This is a genomic window from Arthrobacter sp. YA7-1, assembly GCF_025960325.1.
GTDB classification, from domain to species: Bacteria; Actinomycetota; Actinomycetes; order Actinomycetales; family Micrococcaceae; genus Arthrobacter; species Arthrobacter bambusae_A.
On sequence record NZ_CP110114.1, the window covers coordinates 3,472,842 to 3,491,563 of the forward strand.

Consider the following 18,722-nt stretch of genomic DNA (forward strand, 5'->3'; position numbering starts at 1 on the left):
GTGTTCAGGCCTCGATTCTACCCACGTGGAGCTGGGAGGATCGGGAGCGCCTTTCCTTCCAATTGAGATTTCATTCCAATGCACGCCTGCTGGATTGTTCGCCTGTAGTATTCCCCTTGTTTGCAGGTCCCGGGCTCGGGGGGGAGCTAAAGGCAAAGGAATGATTTCATGTCGACGCGAAAACCGTCTCATTTTGCATTGACCGACGCCGGGTTGCGGGCCAGCGGGAAGACTGTCGAGCGGCCGCTCAAGCAGCTGAGTGGGCTGCGCCGCCAGGTCCTGGAAATCATCGATGAGGTCTTGTCGGACTCTTCGCAGGCGACGGACGCTGTGCGTGAGCAACTTCGCCAGCACATTGCCGCCCACCCCGGGCATCCGGAAGAGGCGTTGCTGGAGCACTTGTCTGAGCTGAGGTCGGAACAGCCGGACCCGCAAGGCGAGCAGCAGCGCGAACAAAGCGAGCCCGGCGAGCAGGACCAACCCGGCGAATCCGCCCCGCAGGACGAGCCGGAGTCTCAGCACCCAGGCAGCCCGCGGCTCGAAGCCGTGCTCCGGGACCACATGCTGATGACCGCCTTCCAGCCCGTTTTCGACCTCAGCACCGGCACGGCGGTCGGCGCCGAGGCTTTGACCCGATTCGTCAGCGACAGCGGAGACCCTGCGGATTTCTGGTTCGCGGAGGCCGAGGACTCGGGGCTCCGGACGGATCTGGAATTCGCGGCGTTGGAATCGGGGCTTGAGGCCGCGCTGAAGCTGCCGCCCCACCTTTTCGTGGCGCTGAAGCTTTCCGACGAGGTCTGCCTGGACCCGCGTCTTCCTGGGCTTTTCGAGCAATCCCCGCTGGCGCCCGGGCGGGTGATCCTTGAAGTTTCCGGGAAGTTCCCCCAGGATCAGGCTGATTCGCTCGACGCGGCCGTGGCTCCGCTGCGCAGTGCCGGCGTGCGCTTGTGCATCGAGAACACGGGTTCCTTCTTCGCCGGGGCCAGCCATATTCTTCGGCTCAAGCCGGAGATGATCAAGCTGGAGCGGAATCTGACTGCGGGCCTGAACCTGGATTCCCTCCGGCAGGAACTCGTCGCGGCGGAGGTCGCGTTCGCACGGGAGATCGGGGCGGTCTTGACTGCCCAGCGCATCGAAACCAAGGACGAGCTGGACACTCTTACGGGCCTGGGCGTCACCCTTGGACAGGGGTATCACCTTGGGCGGCCTTCGGTCCAGCCCCGCGAATGGGCCAAGTGGGGCGGGAAGGCGCGGCATCTCGCTTCTCCCGGCGGTCGCGGCCGGACAGCGAAGACCTGACAGGCCGCGCAGGACTCGGGACGCCTCAGGCGGTTACCGGGCGCTCCGGGCCTCGGTGTTGTTCGATCAGCCAGGAGGCCATCTGTTGGGCTCGCTTCGACGCCAGGACGTCGCCTTCGGTGGCCGAGATGATGGATCCCTTCATCAGGATGTGCCAGGAGCGCGCGAACTCCTCGGTGCGTTCCAGTCCGGCTTCTTCTGCCAACTCCTGGATGTGCCCCCTGATCCTGGCAAGGTAGCCGATGCTGGCTTTGCCCAGGGGATGTTCACGCCCCATTTCAAGCAGGACGTTGATGAACGAGCACGCCTCAAAATCCTCCCGCTGGAACCAGTCGCCGAAGACGTCGAAGATCGCGAGCAACTGCTCCTCGGGGGTGTTTCCCCGGTTCCGGGCGTCGGAGATGATCAAGTCCACGGTCCAGATCTGGTCGCGAAGCGCCAGGAAGGCAAGAACCAGATCGTCCTTCGAGGGGAAGTGGCGGTAGAAGGTGGCCTTCGCTACTCCTGAACGCTCGATGACCTGATCGACCCCCACCGCGCGGATCCCGCGGCGGGAGAAGAGTTCGTAGGCGGCGTCCAGGATACGATCCACCGCGTCATCACGGGTGGTCGTTTGTCCGGCTGGCAATGAAGACGAACCGGGTGCTTCCGAGGCATCTGGCGTACTCATGGTGAAAGCAATCGTACTCGCAGAGCAACCAGACAGACCGGTCTGTCAGACCCCATTTTTCGTTGACTCGACACAGGCAACCCGCGACGTCGGGGCTCCCCTCTTGCTTCTCTTGCGGCCTTCTGCTTCTCTGGCACTACCGGGCCGCCGCCGCGCTAATTCCGGTGTGGGCCGCGGCCGGCTGAAGGGACGTGGGACCGCTATGACTTCTCTGTGGCTAGACGCGCGCGAGGCTTCCGCAGTTGCGAGCCCCGATGAATTCATGCCAGGGAACAGTTACGACGCCGTCGTGGTCGGCGCCGGGATCACGGGCCTGGCCACGGCCCTCATGCTGGCACGGACCGGCAGCAGCGTGCTGGTCCTCGAGGCCCGGCACATCGGGGCGGTCAACACCGGCAACACCACGGCCAAATTGAGCCTTTTGCAGGGCACTACGCTGTCCAGGCTCCGGAACCAGTATTCGGTGAACGTGGTCCGCGCCTACGTAGACGCGAACCGGGCAGGCCAGAAGTGGCTGCTCGATTACCTTGAGGGACGGGGTGTGCCTTTCCAGTACCGGGACGCCTACACCTTCGCCACCACACCCACTGGCGCGGAACACCTCGTCGCCGAAGCCAACGCTTCCCGGGCGTGCGGGCTCAACGTCAAGTCCACCCGCGAGACCGGGCTGCCGTTCGACGTCGACGCCGCCTTGCGGCTTGCGAAGCAGGCCCAGTTCAACCCCATGGACGTCCTGGATGCGCTGGCTGCGGATGTCCGGGCCGCCGGCGGCAGCATTGTGGAGGGTATCCGCGTCATGAACGTCCGCAACGGCGATCCCCTGACGGTGGTCACAAGGAAGGGCGAGGTCCGCGCCCGCAACGTGGTGCTCGCCACCGGGACACCCATCCTGAACCGCGGACTGTACTTCGCGAAGCTGCGGCCCAATCGTTCGTACGCCGCCGCGTTGCGGCTGCCGGACGGCATCAGCCCGCCTCCCGGAATGTACCTTTCCGCGGAGCCGCCCACCCGCTCGCTGAGGGACTATCCACTGCCCGACGGCGGGTCGTTGCTTTTGGTGGGCGGGTTCGGTCATGCGGGTGGCCGGGCGCCGTCCACGCAGGTCCATGTGAATGAGCTGCTCGGTTGGGCCCAACAGCACTATCCGGGGGCCGAGGTCACGCACACGTGGGCTGCCCAGGACTACCAGGCCGGCAATCTCATGCCGTTCTTCGGCAGGTTCCCCCGGGGCCACGGGAAGATCTTCTTCGGCACCGGCTACAACAAGTGGGGCATGACAAACGGTGTTGCAGCGGCGCTGGATATCGCCGCGGATATCCGTGGCGAAAAGCCGGAGTGGGCCCGAACGATCCACCACCGGATCACCGGTGCCCGCGGGGCGGCGTCGACGATTTCGCTCAACGTAGAGACACAGCAGCAGAATTTCCGGGACAAGGCGGCCTTGAAGAAGAAGCCGGCCATCACGGAGGAGACCAGCCCCGCCGAGGGAACGGGCGTCACAGGACTTTTCCATGGGAAACCCGCCGCTATCTGCACGGTGGATGGCGTGGTGTGCAGGGTGTCGGCAGAATGCGCGCACTTGGGCGGGATCCTGCACTGGAATGACGCCGAGAAGTCCTGGGACTGCCCGCTCCACGGCTCGCGATTCTCGGCCGCGGGCAAGCTGCTGGAGGGTCCGGCGACGCACAATTTGTTCAAGCTGCAGTAGGGATTGGCGGGCTGGAACTCAGCTCGGGTCGAGGCCCAATCGTGCCGCCAGCTCGCCGGGGCGGTTGAAGCGGTAGAAGAACGGACCGAGTTCTCCCCTGTCCAGCGTTGAGGTCAGGGCGATGAGGCTTTCCAGCAGAGGAGCCTTCGCCAAGTCGCCGAGGTGGATCGGCTCGAATCCTGCGTCCCTGATGAGCTGCTCGGCCACCTGGCGAGCATCGGCGTCGGACGCGAAAAGGGTTCCCGGCGGCATTGGCTCCGCATCGACGGCATCGTAGATCGAAGCGAAGTTGGTGTTGAACGCCTTTGCGGTGGGCCCGCCGATCATCGCTTTGACCTGATCGGCGATCGAGTCGTAGCCCGGCGGCCGAGCGCCGAAGGTATTGCTGGCATCGATGGTCACCTTGCCGTCGAGGCCGGCAATCTTGTCCAGCCCGACGGCGATCGAGTCTCCCGGGATGGCGACCACCACGACGTCGGCGCCGGTGGCATCACCGCCGTCACGGCCGAGCGCAGTCACGTCGTGGCCTGCGGCTGTCCAGCGTCGAGCGAGGGCACCGCCGACGTGACCCCGCCCAATCACGGTAATCCGCATGGATTCCACCTATTCATTTCGAGGCAAGTACCGACGACCGGCGCCTCCCGGAGGCAGCCCCGCCGACTATTCGCTGGGGCCCACAGGCTCGTGGCCACCCGATTCACCACGTGAATTTCGTTCGGCGTCGAGGCAATCATCGCAGCGACCAACGAATTGATGTGGGCAATCGGGGCCGCCATCGCCCTCCCCGCGGAGCAACGTAACTTTCATTCCGGCATCCTAGTCCCCCGCGCTGATCGTCGGAAGGCGTCCTGGCCGTGTCCTTCCTGGGAACAGCGAATGACCAGCCAGGCGTAGGGCGAGAAAACGCACCCGCAGTCGACGACGCTAATCCTCCTTTTCAAATGCCAATTAATTACTCAGGTAGTACGATTTCGCACGAAATTCTCTTTCAACAAAGACAAAAACGCCGTATGATTACTTGCAAGCTGTGAGTCTCAGGGGGGGCAACTATATGAATAGGAGTTTCCCTTGCAGCGTCTACATATTATTGCCTCAGCTACCGCATGCCTGTCTTTGATTGCGACCATCCTTATTGCCGCACCGGCACAGGCAGGTACTGCTCAAAGAAGCACGACACTACAGGAACGGGTAGATCAGCCGATACGGGCCGATACCAGCCCTGGAGTCCAGTCTGTCGCGTGGGATCAGGGGCTGTCGCCCGGGCGAAGCGCCAGTCCACTGCATGAAAACGCCAAGAAGCACGACGGCGTGTATGTGATGGACGGGAACGCCCCCGGAAGTGCTACTGTCCAAACGCAATCCCCCTCGGGTTCGGTACGGATTACCGTTCCCGGCAAAAAGTCAGAGACGAGACCTGCCCAGCTTAAGGGCGTCCCGATCGGGCACTTCATTGGCGAAGGCGCACCACTTTTGACCACCGCCCTGACCGGCGCGACAACGACCACCTACAGCATTCCACAGGGCTCGCAAACATTGATCACAGTCGAATCGGACAAGGCACCTCGCTATTACCGATTCCCATTAGCTCTCTCGGCCGGATCCACCGCGAAGGTGGAAGCTGACGGTTCGGTACTCATTCGAGACGCCGCGGGAAGAGTTACAAGCACCTTTCTCTCTCCGTGGGCATTCGACGCCGACGGCAACCCGGTGCCGACGACATTCAGGATTGAGGACGGCATCTTAGTTCAGCGCATTGACTTCAATTCCTCGAACGCATTTCCAATAACGGCCGATCCGAGCATTCAGTGGGTACCATGGCCAGTCCTCGCGATCAGCGGCGCCGAGTTGCAGGTACTAGCGGGCCTCACGGCCACGGTTTTCGTCGGCGGAACGTGGGCAGGCTGCACATTCAGCGAGCTGACCGGATGGATCGCAAGAGTCGTCAGCCAGATTTGTACCGTGATCGGCGTGGGTGGTGTTGCGTCTGTGATCGCTATCATCAATGGCACGTTTAGGGGTGCCAACCTTGTTGCCACAAAGTGCTATGGCATCAACCTTTCCAGCCCGTCCTCTCCGCTACGGGATATGCCTGGGCGAGACTGCGGCTTCTGAGAGAAGGCAATCGTGAAATGGTGCAGCTACGCGCATCCGCCGATCTTTATGGTTTCCCTGGCAATCCTTTTTATGACCAATTGGGACCTGTGGCTTCGAATCCTCTTACCATCGGTGGTTCTGGTGTTGTACGTGGTCAATGAAGCAGTTCTTCACAGGAGGAAGAAGGCCGCACGTGCGCTCGCAGCCGAGCTCGATCGCACCGACCCGATGGTGCACGCCTACCGGGAGCCGCCTTCCTAGTCCCTCGATCGACGATGCCCAATCATGGCGCGGAGGGGAGCGTCCCACCGCAGGGTGGGGCGCTCCTTAGGTCAGGCGGGGGCTAAAAATGAATCGGAACTTCAATCGCAAACACCACATATTTTTACCCAGGTAAGAAACCGACTGCTCATTATTGGCGTCATTGTCTGCGCGGGCGGAGTGCTCTTCGAAACCTTGGCCACAAACTTACTTTCGCTTCTTTTCCCCCTCCAAGGCGGGGCCGGCGTGGGCGTCGGGCTATGGCTGACAGGCTTCATCGGTTCAGTCGTGCGCGTCTGGCTTGCCCTACTGGGCGCATCACTCGTAGCTCTGGGCATCGCAGCACACATACTTCGAAACCATATCCCGGACCTTCTCAACAACGATGGGAAGGACGGGTAGGCGGCAGCCAACCCGGTCGCAATACCCGAACCCCGGCAGGCGAGCGCAGAATCAGCGACGATACCCTCCCGGTATGGGGAACTACCGCACGGGATATCTGGCCAGGGATGAACGGCGTGAGCGTCGGAGAAGGTTTCAGCGGAGGCTGTCCTACGTTGGATTGGCGATTCTGGCTGTCGCCACAGGCGTCGTTGTCACGATCGCCCTCCGCCACTGAGGCCGTCGCCTGGGGCAAGCACTCCGGCAGGCGGCGTCACGAAGCGGACCGCGAGCGCGCCGCCGTCGTAATCCATCCTGAGTTGTAACAACTGGCTGCTGCCGGTGAATCGAACGGCGTGCTCGGATAGCCTTCAACCATGGGGGCTATGGGGTGGGTTCGGCGGGTGCTGGTTGTCGAAGATCAACCCTTCATGCGCGGGCTGGTCGCCGAGGCCTTGAGGGGCGCGGAATTCGACGTCCATGATTGCGCGTCCGCGTCCGAGGCGATCTCGATGTTTGCCGCCGTCGATCCTGATGTTCTTGTGACGGACATCGATCTGGGAACCCGGCCCAACGGCGTCGAACTGGCGCATGTGGTGAGGTCGCTCTCCCCGGGGTGCGCGATCGTTTTCCTCACCAACTATCCGTCGGAAGCTGCCTTTTCCGAGTTGCCGGCAGGATCGACTTTCGTCAACAAGTCGTCCCTTGACTCCGTGGACGGCCTCATCAATGCGGTGAATTCAACCTTGGTGGAGCTTCCGGTCACCGTGACTCCCGCTTTGTCGGCGGACGCAGCGAAGATCGGCACCCTGACCCGTGTACAGCTGGATATCCTGCGCATGATTGCGGAGGGCTGGTCCAACGCTGAAATCGCGAAACAACGGGGAAGCAGCATGCGATCCGTGGAGAAGGCCGTTTCGCGCACGTTCGAGGCGCTCGGCTTGAACCGTAGTCCGGGCGTGAACCCGCGTGTTGCCGCGGCGACGCTGTATGCGCGCACGTTCGGGTGGCCGAACCCTGCCGATAGCGACAAATGAGCGGCCGCTCCCCTGCACTCTGGGCCCGGGGCATCGGCGGTGAGAATGCCCTGAGCCTCTGGTCGTGGCTTCTGACCTTGCCCTTGGCGCTGACTGTCATGAACATGTTCGCCGGATCGAACACACTGTCCGGAACCGGATCGGCCACGATGGTGGGGGAACGTGCCGGCATCGCGATCCTGCTTCTTGCGCACGTCATGCTTGGTCTTCTGGGGATACTCCTCCGCCCTTTGATCACGGCACGCCCGAGCCTTAAGGGCAGGATCACGACGGCGTTCGGCACCTTCGCGTTGTTGGGCGCCTGCCGCCCGGTCCTCGTCGCTTGGTCCGCGCAGGTTCTGAACATTGCGGACCTCAGCGAAAACCTCTGGGCCCGCATCCTCATCAACGTTGGGATGGCCCTGGTTTTCCTTTCGGCGATTGCGATGCTGACGGACTCGATCCGCGGGCACGCCGTGCTTGAACGCAGGCTCCGCGCTGCTCAGGCTGTGATCGAAGCGCAGCTCGGATTCGATGAGAACCGTCTGCGCTCGATCCGATCCGACTATGTCACCGAGCTCTCCGCACGCCTTGACGCGGCCCTCCCTGCCGGGATGATGACAAGCCTCGACAGAGCCGAGGCCGCACGCCTCCTGCGGACGATCTCCGATGACGTCGTCCGCCCGATGAGCCACCAGCTCTTCCACGACCACTCACCTTTGTCGCCCGAGTCAGCCCCTCCGCGGGCCGATGTCCGGGGAGAGCGCACGCCGCGATTCACGGATTTGATCCGGGCTGCACCGCTCGGATTGCCTGTCCTGCTCTTCGCTTCACTCATTGCGGTGCGACTGCTGACGGAATACGGCCTCCTTTTCCTTCTTGTTCAGTGGGTTGTGGGCGGGGCCATTCTGCTCGCCGGAAACGCCGCGACGGCCCGGACGGTGCGGGGGATCACCAGTCCCCTGCGGCGAATCTCCGCCATGACCCTCTGCTACGCGGGCACGGCCGCAATTGGAGCGTCGGTGACCTGCCTACTGCAGGACGCATTCGGCTATGCCCCGTACTTCTACTGGTCCGCCATCTGGGCCTATCCGCTGACTGCGCTCACGGTGGCGGTTCTTCGAGCTGCCGAGAGCCAACGACGGCGGCATGAGGTCAGGCTGGCACGCTCGCTCAACGAGCAACTCAAGCTAGCCGACCGCGCGCACCACAAGCTGCTCCACACCCGCCGGCGGGTCGCCCGGATTCTGCACACCAACCTTCAGGGAAATCTGGTTTCGAGTGCCCTCGCGTTGACTGCTTCCGGAGGGAACGATCACGAAAAGGATCTTGCCCCGCCGCGGGTGAGGGACATCCTGCGGTGTGCCATAGCTGCTGCGGAAAGTGAGATCCTGGAGGAGTCGCCCGGGCAGGCGAGGCACACAGCATCGAGTATCCAGGACCTGCTGCGTACCTGGGGGCGCGTGTTGAAGCTATCGTGCGACATCGACCCTGGAGTGTGGGCAATGTGCGACGAGAACACCGCCAGAGCTGAGGCAGTCGTCGAAGTGCTCTCAGAAGGCTTTACCAACGCCATCCGGCACGGTGAACGAAACAATGTCCGGGTCACGATCTCTGTCCGCGAGCAGCACCCAGCAGGACGATCAAGGGACAACGGGGCCCTTCACATAAGCATCAGTTCGCCTGGCCGTCTCAGGGGCCGGATCCGCCCCAACCTCGGAATGACGACGCTTCAGGCCCTGTGCAAGGAGGTAACGCTGGGCCAGGATGGCGACAACGTCGTCCTCCTGGTTGTGCTTGCGTGAGCTCGCCGATCGGTCTCTGTGTCAGCAGATAGTAGTCTTAGATCCAGTGCAGCGCTGCCGCCCACATCCCGCTTTGGTAAGAGGACGGTATGACCCTTCTCCGAGATCACGAAACACAGGCCAAACCGCCTACCCGAAAGAAGCGATTGTTCTTTCGGTCCTTTGCGGTCATTGCAGCCTTGGCGATCGTCTGGGCCGTAACCGGAATCTTTCTGTACGTTGCCCCCGCATCTGACGAACCGCAACACGCGGACGTTCTGTTTGTGCTGGGGCCGCCGGACCAACGCATGGTCTACGCCGAACAGTTGATGCAGCAGGGGTATGCGCCAACACTCGCCGTCTCAAGCCCCATAGGGAAAGACGGAAGATTCACCGCGGACATATGCGGCGCTCACCGCCCGTACCGGGTTATCTGCTTCCACTCTGATCCGTTCACCACACAGGGCGAAGCACGGGAGCTGAGGAGCCTTTCTCAGCAATATGGTTGGAAGAGCGCGAACGTCCTTACAGCCCAATTCCATGTGAGCAGGGCCAGGGTGATCGTCCGCCGCTGTTATGCAGGAGACCTCCACATGATCGCCGAGCGGATGGACTTGCCAGTCTTCTCCTTTACCGACCCAACCTATTCGTGGGCCTACCAGTACCTCTACCAAACGGCAGCCTTCGTCAAGGTCGCGATCCACCCGGACTGCTGAATGGTGGATGGGCCGGTGAAGAAGCTAAACCTGTCGTCCTTCTAGGGCTTTGCATCGCACTTCGGCCGTTTACGGTCCTCGGTCGAAAACCGATCGTCAAAATGCCCTGCCACTAGTAGGTCGCCGTTGCGCGTCGCATTTGAGCGGCTTTGCGCACAGGGACGCTTCTGGCACTGATATGGTCGATGGCACCCTGAAATATTGCCGTTGGGACTGGGAACGGTTTCCGTCCCAGTAAAGGGGCTCATCGCATTTGAGGGTGTAGCCGGGGTCTGAATCCGCCGGTCTCGAGCAGTGATCGTGCGATGTAGTTGGCCAGGTTTCGGAAGCCGAGGGCGGAGCCGCGGAGGTGTTCGAGGCGGCCGTTGAGTGCTTCTGTAGGCCCATTGCTGGTGCCGGGCCGGTCGAAGTATGCGAGCACGTCCCCTGCGCGGCGTTTCAGCGTACGGCCCAGCGTAATGACTTCGGTCAGCGCAGCGGGAACACCGGCGCTGATCGCGCCGATCAACGCTTGCATGAGCTGTTTGCCCCGGGTCCCATCGGGTTCGCGGTAGGCGGCGATGACGCGCTGGTAGATCCCCCAGGTCGCTTCGACCTCGGCATGGTTGTCCGCAACGAACAGAGCCTCCAGCCTGCCCTTCTGCTTCTCGGTGAGCAGATCGTGCCCGGTGTGCAGGGTCCGGCGGGCGGTGTAGAGCGGGTCACCGGACCGCCCGCGGTGCCCAATGCTCTGCTGCTGAACGCGCTGACGGCACCTGTCCAGGGCATCGCCGGCAAGCCGGACGACGTGAAACGGATCCATGACCTCGACCGCGTCGGGGAGCTCCTCGGCCGCTGCGGTCTTGAACCCGGTGAACCCGTCCATCGCCACGACCTCGATCCCGTCCCGCCAGGCCTTGGGCCGGCCGGCAAGCCAGGCTTTGAAGACCTGTTTGGAGCGGCCCTCGACCATGTCCAGTAACCGTGCCGGTCCGGTCCTGTCGCGGACCGGGGTGAGGTCAATGATCACGGTGACGTACTTGTCCCCGCGCCGGGTGTGCCTGTTGACGACGGTCTAGAAGTGCACCAGTTTCGACGGTGAAGAAGTGCACCAGTGGGTGGTCGTTAGTTTAGCGGTTCTGATTGATGTTCCTGGTTCGGAAGGACTTGCCGTCAAGGGCGATGACGTCGGCGTGATGAACGATCCTGTCGATGGTCGCGGCTGCGACGACGTCGTCCGAGAGGGCTTCGCCCCAGCGTGCGAAGGGCAGGTTGCTGGTCAGGATCAGGGCTCCCTGCTCGTAGCGGGCGCTGATGAGCTGGAAGAACAAGTTTGCCGAGTCAGGGTCGAAAGGCAGGTACCCGATCTCGTCCAGTATCAGGAGCCTGTAACGGCGGAGCCGTTTCAGTTCGTCCGGAAGTGTTCCGCTCTCGTGGGCAGCGGCGAGCCGGCGGACCCAGTTCGTAGCTGAGTCAAAGAGCACCGAATGCCCGGCCTGGGCAGCCTTGACGCCCAGGGCAATGGCCAGATGGGTTTTCCCGACGCCCGGCGGCCCGAGAAGGACGACGTTGGAAGCGGCCTCGATGAATGTGGTGGTGGCCAGGTGGCTGATGACATCGCGGGGGGCTTTGGGCTGGTAATCGAAGTTGAAGTCCTCAAGGGTCTTCAACGACGGGAACCTGGCCCGCGCGATTCGTTGTCGTGTCCCGTTTGCTTCCCGGGAGGAGACCTGCCGGGCCAGGACTGCGGCAAGGTATTGCTCGTGGGACCATCCATCGCCCCTGGCCTGCTCTGCCAGGTCCGCGTAGACGTCGCCGATCACCGGTGTCCCCAGCGCCCGGCAGAAGAACGCCAGGTCCTTGGTGATTTCACGTCCCGTGGTGGTCATGACCGTTTCTTGTGGTGGTGTCATTGTCAGTACCGGTGTCCTTGCTCGGTGGGTTGGGCCAGATTGATATTGAAGAGCGTGTCGTAGTCGGCCAGGTTTCTCATCGGCACGATGACCTCGGAGGCGGTGTTCCGTGATCTGGGACGTTCGCCCAGTTGTGCGCGCAGAGTCCCGGCGATGTGAAGGTGTTCCGGATCGGTGATGGTGCCGCGCTGGCCCCAGGAACGCTCATGCGAGGCCAGCAGCCTCGGGCCCAGATGCGCGGTCACTGTAGCCAGGTCGGCGCGAATATCGATGAGGCGGCCGATCGCGGAAGGATCCACGGAATAGTCGTTGCTCAGCACCCTGACGTAGTAGTCCCGGCCCAGACGGATCCGGGTCTGGAACCCGAAATGCGGGTGCAGCGCTGGGATCGGGCGCATCCGTGCCAGATCTTTGTCCAGCAGCTCGCACGGCCCGGCACCGGTGGCACGGACCTTCCGCTCGTTGGCGATCGGCAGCCATTCCGCCAGCTGGGCGTTGAAGTCCTGCCCTGAGCTAAACGCACGCCCGGGCAGGAAGGATTCCTTCAGGTACCGGTTGGCCCGTTCGACCATTCCCTTGGTCTCCGGATCATAGGGCTCGGTCTGCCAGATCCTGGTCCCCAGAGTCCCTGCCAGCGTCTGGGTCGGGCGAGTCAAGGCGTTGCGCCGTCCGATGCCGGCCTCGTTGTCCCAGACAAGGGTCTTCGGCGCCCCGCCCAGACCCTTCAGCAGTCTCAACATGCCAGCGGTCAGGTCCTCCGTGGTGCGGGTCGGTATCGCCATGGCCATGATCCAGCGCGAGTACCCGCAAACCATCGTCAGCACCGGCGGGGCCGATAGAACCTCCGGCCCGACCGGGATGATCTTCGGCGGGAACCACAGGTCACACTGGATGATCTCACCGGGCGCATACGAGGTCCGGTCCACCGGATCCACGGGCTTGTATTCCGGCCGGATCGCGGCGACCCTTTCCCGGAACCAAGACTCACCACCATCCCAATGGACCCGCTCCGCGATCACGGACGCCGGCATCCGCGGATACTGAGCCAACAGCTCCCTGACCCGCGGCTCGAAGTCATCAAAGACCGATGCACGCCGGGGCGAACGGAATTGCGGCGGAACGGCCGCAGCCAGGGCCCGTTGGACCGTTCGTCGGTTACAACCAAGCCGCAAAGCAATCTGCCGCGACGATAGTTTCTCGACGAGGGCAAGTCGCCGGATCTCAGCCCAATCATGCACAGTCATCACTCCCAAAGCGTAGGAAGTGGTGCACTTCTTCACCGTCGAAACTGGTGCACTTCTAGACCGTCGTCAACAGTGCCGCCAGACATGCTCATCGACGCCTATCACGGCGACCCCGTTGAACCGGGCAGGGTCCTCGATCAACACCCGCTTGCCCTCGGCAAGGATCGCGCTGTTCGCGGTATGCCAGGACACGCCCAGCCCTTCGGCAACGCGGGCGACGGTCAGGTGCTGGCACACAATGCCCTCCAGCGCCCAGCGAAGCCCGCGACGGGAGATCTTCGCCCGCGGCTCGGCCGCTTTGGAGAGGTCCTGCCGCCACACCCGGCCGCAGCCGGTGCACTTGTAGCGCCGGACCCTCACCAGCAGCGTCGTCGGCCGCCAGCCCAATGGTTCGTGCGCGAGGGGCCGGGTGACCGTGCCTCGGGCGATGCCCTGCGCACCACACGAACGGCACCAGTCGTCAGGATCAACGGCACGGCATACCAACACGGCCCGGCCGGGCCCGAGAAGCTGCCCGGAAGCTTCGAGCCCAAGCTCATCAAGCCGGCAAAACGTAGTCAGGTCAGGAGGCAGGAAGGTAGCGTTGGACACGTCGAGGTCTTCCGGATGGGCAGTGTAGGAACTTCCATCATCGGAAGACCTCGACCTCTATCCGGGAACCGACGCGCCCACCCCGGCTACACCCTCAAATGCGATGAGCCAGTAAAGGGGCGAGGTCTTGCAATCCCAAGTTCAGCGAGGACCCGGTCAACTGGGCGCGGTCAACCACCGCCGTGATATCCCCAGCGTTGTGCCGCTGTTGACGCTTTGGGCTCGGGCATGTCATGGCTAACCCGGGCAGAAGATCCCACGGTGCCTGCTGTTCAACGTTCGAGCATAGTTGAAGTATTTTGCCGCGGCGTCCAGGACGCTGCTGTTGAAATGCCTAGAGGGTGAGCAAACATGTCGCCTCCTTGGAAGTTCACACCGCGCCACGAAGCACCTCTGAGGTTGTACGAACAGGAACATCCATGCGGGCGATATAGTCAATCGTCTGCTGAAAGGTCGATAGCGCAATTTGGACACTGGCAGATGGTATTCCCGGGGTTATGTCGTGAAACACGAGGTTCAGCCACGTGCCATTAGCCTTGCAGGAATCGATCCGATCCCGTAGATGGGCAAGAGTGACAGTGTTAGTGCTGGATTGTGCCCTACATGTGTACATCTCTCCAGGAGGCAGTGTCTCCTCTTGCCGGTTATTGAGGGTCCTGGCGAATTTGAAATACTTGGACGTCGCTTTTATAACGTCGGCATTGAAGTAACCGAGCGGGTAGGCGAATAGATCAGACCCCCGAAAGCTATTCTCTAGAAGCCAATTCCTTGTCATTCTTAGTTCGGCGTCAAGCATCTCAGCCGAGAGCCGTGTGAACCCCATGTTGTGACTTGCCGTCGTCCAGGCATGGGCAGCAACCTCTCCGCCACCGTCCTCTATCTGATGTAAATCAGACAATGAAAGTCGACCAGGGCGTCCCACTTCGTCGACGATCGTATAGATCGTAGGCTGAAATCCGTACTTGTCGAGAACAGGGGTACCAAATCTTCCCTGAGATCCCCAGCAATCATCGAAACCGATCGAGATCACGCCCGACGGGAAGGCATCGGGACGTTCCTTCTGGACTGCGATCGCCTGGATATGAATTTTCACCCGGTTACCCGTACCGTCGTCCTCGACAGCGATACAAAGATCCGTTATATTTTCACGCGCTGGCTTCCCCTCGGAATCTGGGATCCAAGGCATCGTTACCCAGGACCACCGATTCTCCGGAAAGATTTCTTGATAAGGGAGCGTCGGTGATGCCTGGATCATGAACTGAAAGTAGCTTTTGAAGGCAGAATCTCCGGCGCGAAGCGAAAGCCTGGTTAAATGATCACCCCCCGTGATTTTGAGAAGGACGGCGAATACCTTTCCTGACATGTCGAAACCGACCGGCAGGGCGGAAGGTTTACTTATAGTTGCCTGTACCCGACTTCCCGTCGTCTCAAAGTACACGGACTGATCACCTTCGACGTAGTCTACCGTGTCGTCAACTGCTCCCGATGCAGTTCCGACCCCACGAAATCCGTGATCACGTTGGAATTGTGTCAATATCGTTCGCGGCGGTTCATTGGGTTCTCTAATTACAGGCAGTGCAGAAGCGGGCTTGGTCTGTTGTTGCATTTGCCCCGAGGACAACGCTGTGATCACACCAATTCCAGTCGCAGCGGCAGCAGCCGCGCCAATTCCAGCAAGCAAAGATCGCCGGCTCACGGCCGACCTTGCCGAATTGGGGTTCTGTTCTCCCGCTTCCGGATTCTTTTCCAATGAAGCCTCCAGTCTCAAGTTCTTCCTGGTTCGAACGAACTACGCGCCAAATCGCGGGAGGCGTTGGGTTCAGTCGGGCACCCGTCAAAAAGAGTACAGGAAAACTCGCGACGCTTGGCCACACGACCGTCCTGCCACCACGTGGTGCTTCGAGCGCTGGCCCTCCCTTACACACTAGCCGCCAGCAGGATTAACACGTTCTCAGCGCGGCGAGACCTATTCAAGCGCCAAACACCATTTCGCCAAGGAACTCCTTTATTAGTACCGGCACACCCGGTCTGGAAAAGTCCGCCTCCAAAGCAGCGATGCTTCATTCCACCGAAGCGCCTTTGCCCTCTCCCCCCTCGCAAGTATCACGAGTTGAAAGCAAGTAGCGACACTCGTGCTGATTGCCGACATACGAGGAAACCGCAGCAAATACGGGTAAATACCACTCAAGCCTGATAGAACCCCTGCCCCGTAGTCTCGAAATCAGCTGGGAAAACAACGATTTTAGGGGTAATCATGGGTCTTGTTACAGAGCCTGGAGTCGGCAGGCGCTCTCTTCTTCGTTTCGGGGCAGCGCTGACAGCCGGGACCGGCGCAGCCGCACTAAGCACGTTCACACCTACCCTGGCTCACGCCGCCACCGATATCGCTACACCACTCACGACGGCAGCAACATCTGATCCGGGACCTTTCAACGCGCGCCGTCTTGGCATCCCTATCAGAAACTGGGACACCCTCAACTCATGGGTTCGACAGGAAGGCGGCGGAGTCCTCACCGTTGAAACTGATGACCCAGATCAGCCCAGGCGCCTGAAGCTGGTGACTGCCCCGGGATTGACGGCCACCGTAGGCGCACCAATTACCTTCACGGTCCGCAAAGGTGGCGGCATTGCCATCCGCATTAGGCGAAGTGCCACCGTTCAGGGAATCCAAGTGGTGGTCGTCACAGGCCCATACTCGCAACCAAGGACGCTTCATACCGACACCGGTACGTACCCCGTCCCTGTGGGGCAGTGGTATGACATGGTCCTACCGGCCGCCTTCTTGACGAGGTATTCGGACCCGGGTGTTGACATGAACTGGTGCATCGAACTCCAGATCAAGGCGATTCCTGCCGCAGGACAACCGGCGACTCTTGAGTTCGCCGAGCCGCGCGTGATCCAAGGTGACGGCGCTCCCCGGGTTATCTGGGCATTCGACGACGGCCGAGCAGACCAATATTCGGTAGCCTATCCCATCCTCAAGGCCGCCGGGTACACAGGAACGATTGCTGTGGAATGGACGAATGTCGGAGCGGTGAACAGGTGCACTCTCGACCAGTACAAGGAACTCTACGCAGCAGGCTGGGAATTCATCGGGCACCACACAACTCAGATCACGTCACTGAGCGACGCGGATGCAGAGAAAGTGTTCCGCGGCGCTCGGGAATGGGCCCAAAATAACGGCTTCCTCCGGGGAACCTCACACTGGGTATGGCCCGGAGGGCAGTCGGATCCGCAAAAGGACATGATTGCAAGCCGATATTTCCTCACGCGCCGCAAAGTGAGCCCCATGGTCAACAACATAATCCCGGGCGTCTACGACCCATGCGACACACCGGTCTACTACATCACGCAAACTCGGCCGCTCGCCGACGCCCAGGCTTACATCGACAGGGTCGCCGCAAACGGAAACACCGCGCACTTTGCGTTCCACTCTCTTACCACAGGCACGCCGACAGCTCCCGAGGACTGGACCATAGGTGACTTCCAGGCTCTCGTCGCGTATGCGAGTTCGAAGGGACTAAGGAGTACTAGCTTCGACGAAACCTTCGGCATCTCAGGCTGAATCGGCACATTTCTACTCGCAGTACTTATTTGACCAGTTCTGGGCCAGCCTCGACTCCTACAAGTCCGCCAGGACCGTCCCCGGATTCTCGATCGCGTCCGCAACGTATCTCAGGAATCCAGCAGCCGTTTCCCCATCGCAAACCCGGTGGTCGAAAGCCAACGTCAGCTCGGTGACCTTCCGGACGGCTAGTTTCCCGTCCACAACCCAGGGCTTGTCGATGATGCGGCCTACGCCAAGCATCGCTACTTCGGGGTAGTTGATGATCGCTGCAGAACCGTCCACGCCGAACACGCCGTAATTGTTCAGAGTGAAAGTGCCGCTAGCCAACTCCGTCGGCGTTGCCTTTCCCTCACGGGCGACGGCGGTGAGCCGGCGGATCTCAGCATCGAGTTCGCGGGCGTTCAACAAGTGAGCGTTGCGGACCGACGGAACCACGAGTCCGCGGTCCGTCTGCGCGGCGAAGCCGAGGTTGATGCCGTCGAACGCGATGATCTCCTGCATTTCACCGCCGGCCGTATCCTCTGCTGTGACAAACCGGGTGTTCAGCTCCGGGAATTTTTTTAGCCCGGCTGTGACAAAACGAGCGATGAACGCGAGCAGCCCGGGAGCGCCGTGCGGATCACGCTTCTTGAGTTCGGCACGCATCTCCAGGAGCGCAGTGGCGTCCACGTCGACCCAGACAGTTGCCTCAGGGATCTCGGAGCGGCTGCGGGTCATGTTCGCCGCAACAGCCTTCCGTATTCCGCGGACCGGAGTGCGCGAAGCCACCGTCAGGCCGGTACGCGAATCCTGGTCTCCGGTAGAGGACTGGACAACGGCGGGCACCTCTACCGGCGTGGTCTCGCGCGTGGCCCCTCCGATGGCAGCCTCAATGTCGCGACGCAGGATGAGCCCGCTCTCCCCCGAGCCAGGCACTGCGTCCAACGAGACACCATGGTCCCGGGCCATCTTCCGCACCAAGGGGGAAATCACTGCAGAGAGCTTCCCCGGAATCCGCGTACGGGACAAAGAGAGTTCGGCAAAGTCTGGCTCCGGGCTCACCGCAACGGCAGAACCGGCAGAAACCTTCCGCGGCCGGGTGCGGCGGGCCTCGCCACCTCCGGATGTTCCGTAGCCAATGAGGACGTTCCCGGATCCGGCCTTCTCTTCGGTGCGGTAGGTTTCGGCAGCTGCGGCGACCGCGGATGGCTCGGAGACCTTTTCTTCCACAGGCTCGGGCTCAGCCTCTGGTCCAGCCGCAATCGAAGCACCAACAGGAGCCACGGAGATCAGCGGCTTGCCGACGTCGAGTGTCTGGCCGGCCTCGCCGTGCAGCACGGCGACGATGCCTGCGTACGGCGAGGGCACCTCCACCATGGACTTGGCGGTCTCCACCTCGGCGATCGGCTGGTCGATGCGGATTTCGTCGCCCACGGCCACAAGCCAGTTGACGAGTTCAGCCTCGGTAAGGCCCTCCCCGAGGTCCGGAAGCAGGAACACCTGCATTTCTGCGCTCATG

At 61.8% G+C, this 18,722-nt stretch carries 15 protein-coding genes and 2 pseudogenes; 9 read left to right on the top strand and 8 right to left on the bottom strand.

Annotated features, from left to right (window positions below; translation table 11 throughout):
- The first annotated feature begins 168 nt into the window (after positions 1-168).
- Positions 169-1,299, top strand: coding sequence for an EAL domain-containing protein (locus OIT41_RS16255; protein WP_264636836.1), 1,131 nt, complete (start codon positions 169-171; stop codon positions 1,297-1,299).
- A gap of 25 nt (positions 1,300-1,324) precedes the next feature.
- On the opposite strand, the gene OIT41_RS16260 is transcribed toward OIT41_RS16255, so the two are convergent.
- The gene (locus tag OIT41_RS16260) at positions 1,325-1,969 is read right to left on the bottom strand and encodes a TetR/AcrR family transcriptional regulator (RefSeq protein WP_264636837.1); all 645 of its coding nucleotides are present in this window, start codon (positions 1,967-1,969) and stop codon (positions 1,325-1,327) included.
- Positions 1,970-2,171: 202 nt separating this feature from the next.
- Between OIT41_RS16260 and OIT41_RS16265 the strand changes: the two genes are divergently transcribed.
- Complete coding sequence (locus OIT41_RS16265) at positions 2,172-3,677, top strand: FAD-dependent oxidoreductase (RefSeq protein ID WP_264636838.1); 1,506 nt, start codon at positions 2,172-2,174, stop codon at positions 3,675-3,677.
- Between the two features lie 18 nt (positions 3,678-3,695).
- Here the strand turns inward: OIT41_RS16265 and OIT41_RS16270 are convergent, their stop codons facing one another.
- Positions 3,696-4,271: an NADPH-dependent F420 reductase gene (locus OIT41_RS16270; RefSeq protein WP_264636839.1), complete on the bottom strand. Its 576-nt coding sequence runs from the start codon at positions 4,269-4,271 to the stop codon at positions 3,696-3,698.
- A gap of 474 nt (positions 4,272-4,745) precedes the next feature.
- Here OIT41_RS16270 and OIT41_RS16275 point away from each other — a divergent pair, with 474 nt between their 5' ends.
- From OIT41_RS16275 to OIT41_RS16300, 6 genes are all read left to right on the top strand, one after another.
- Positions 4,746-5,789, top strand: coding sequence for a hypothetical protein (locus tag OIT41_RS16275; protein WP_264636840.1), 1,044 nt, complete (start codon positions 4,746-4,748; stop codon positions 5,787-5,789).
- Between the two features lie 12 nt (positions 5,790-5,801).
- Complete coding sequence (locus tag OIT41_RS16280; protein ID WP_264636841.1) at positions 5,802-6,032, top strand: hypothetical protein; 231 nt, start codon at positions 5,802-5,804, stop codon at positions 6,030-6,032.
- A 475-nt stretch (positions 6,033-6,507) separates the two neighbouring features.
- Positions 6,508-6,651, top strand: coding sequence for a hypothetical protein (locus OIT41_RS16285; RefSeq protein WP_264636842.1), 144 nt, complete (start codon positions 6,508-6,510; stop codon positions 6,649-6,651).
- 139 nt (positions 6,652-6,790) lie between these two features.
- Positions 6,791-7,450: a response regulator transcription factor gene (locus tag OIT41_RS16290; RefSeq protein WP_264636843.1), complete on the top strand. Its 660-nt coding sequence runs from the start codon at positions 6,791-6,793 to the stop codon at positions 7,448-7,450.
- Positions 7,447-9,234 carry a hypothetical protein gene (locus OIT41_RS16295; RefSeq protein ID WP_264636844.1) on the top strand — a complete coding sequence of 596 codons (1,788 nt, stop codon included), beginning with the start codon at positions 7,447-7,449 and terminating at the stop codon, positions 9,232-9,234. Before OIT41_RS16290 ends, OIT41_RS16295 begins: the two co-directional genes overlap by 4 nt.
- 89 nt (positions 9,235-9,323) lie before the next feature.
- Positions 9,324-9,929, top strand: coding sequence for a YdcF family protein (locus OIT41_RS16300; protein ID WP_264636845.1), 606 nt, complete (start codon positions 9,324-9,326; stop codon positions 9,927-9,929).
- Between the two features lie 244 nt (positions 9,930-10,173).
- Here OIT41_RS16300 and OIT41_RS16305 read toward each other — a convergent pair.
- The 5 genes and pseudogenes from OIT41_RS16305 to OIT41_RS16325 form a co-directional block, all read right to left on the bottom strand.
- A pseudogene (locus OIT41_RS16305) lies at positions 10,174-10,971 on the bottom strand (ISL3 family transposase); the annotation flags it as partial.
- A 67-nt stretch (positions 10,972-11,038) separates the two neighbouring features.
- A complete protein-coding gene (istB, locus tag OIT41_RS16310; RefSeq protein WP_264636846.1) occupies positions 11,039-11,797 on the bottom strand; it encodes an IS21-like element helper ATPase IstB in 759 nt (252 codons plus the stop codon).
- Positions 11,798-11,823: 26 nt separating this feature from the next.
- On the bottom strand, positions 11,824-13,059 hold the full coding sequence (istA, locus tag OIT41_RS16315) for an IS21 family transposase (protein ID WP_264637979.1): 1,236 nt from the start codon (positions 13,057-13,059) through the stop codon (positions 11,824-11,826).
- A gap of 78 nt (positions 13,060-13,137) precedes the next feature.
- Positions 13,138-13,656: pseudogene (locus OIT41_RS16320) on the bottom strand (ISL3 family transposase); the annotation flags it as partial.
- 370 nt (positions 13,657-14,026) lie between these two features.
- Positions 14,027-15,406 carry a polysaccharide deacetylase family protein gene (locus tag OIT41_RS16325; protein ID WP_264636847.1) on the bottom strand — a complete coding sequence of 460 codons (1,380 nt, stop codon included), beginning with the start codon at positions 15,404-15,406 and terminating at the stop codon, positions 14,027-14,029.
- A 921-nt stretch (positions 15,407-16,327) separates the two neighbouring features.
- On the opposite strand from OIT41_RS16325, the gene OIT41_RS16330 reads away from it, so the two are divergent.
- On the top strand, positions 16,328-17,221 hold the full coding sequence (locus OIT41_RS16330) for a polysaccharide deacetylase family protein (RefSeq protein ID WP_264636848.1): 894 nt from the start codon (positions 16,328-16,330) through the stop codon (positions 17,219-17,221).
- Between the two features lie 57 nt (positions 17,222-17,278).
- Here the strand turns inward: OIT41_RS16330 and OIT41_RS16335 are convergent, their stop codons facing one another.
- The gene (locus OIT41_RS16335) at positions 17,279-18,721 is read right to left on the bottom strand and encodes a dihydrolipoamide acetyltransferase family protein (protein ID WP_264636849.1); all 1,443 of its coding nucleotides are present in this window, start codon (positions 18,719-18,721) and stop codon (positions 17,279-17,281) included.
- Between the last annotated feature and the right edge of the window lies 1 nt (position 18,722).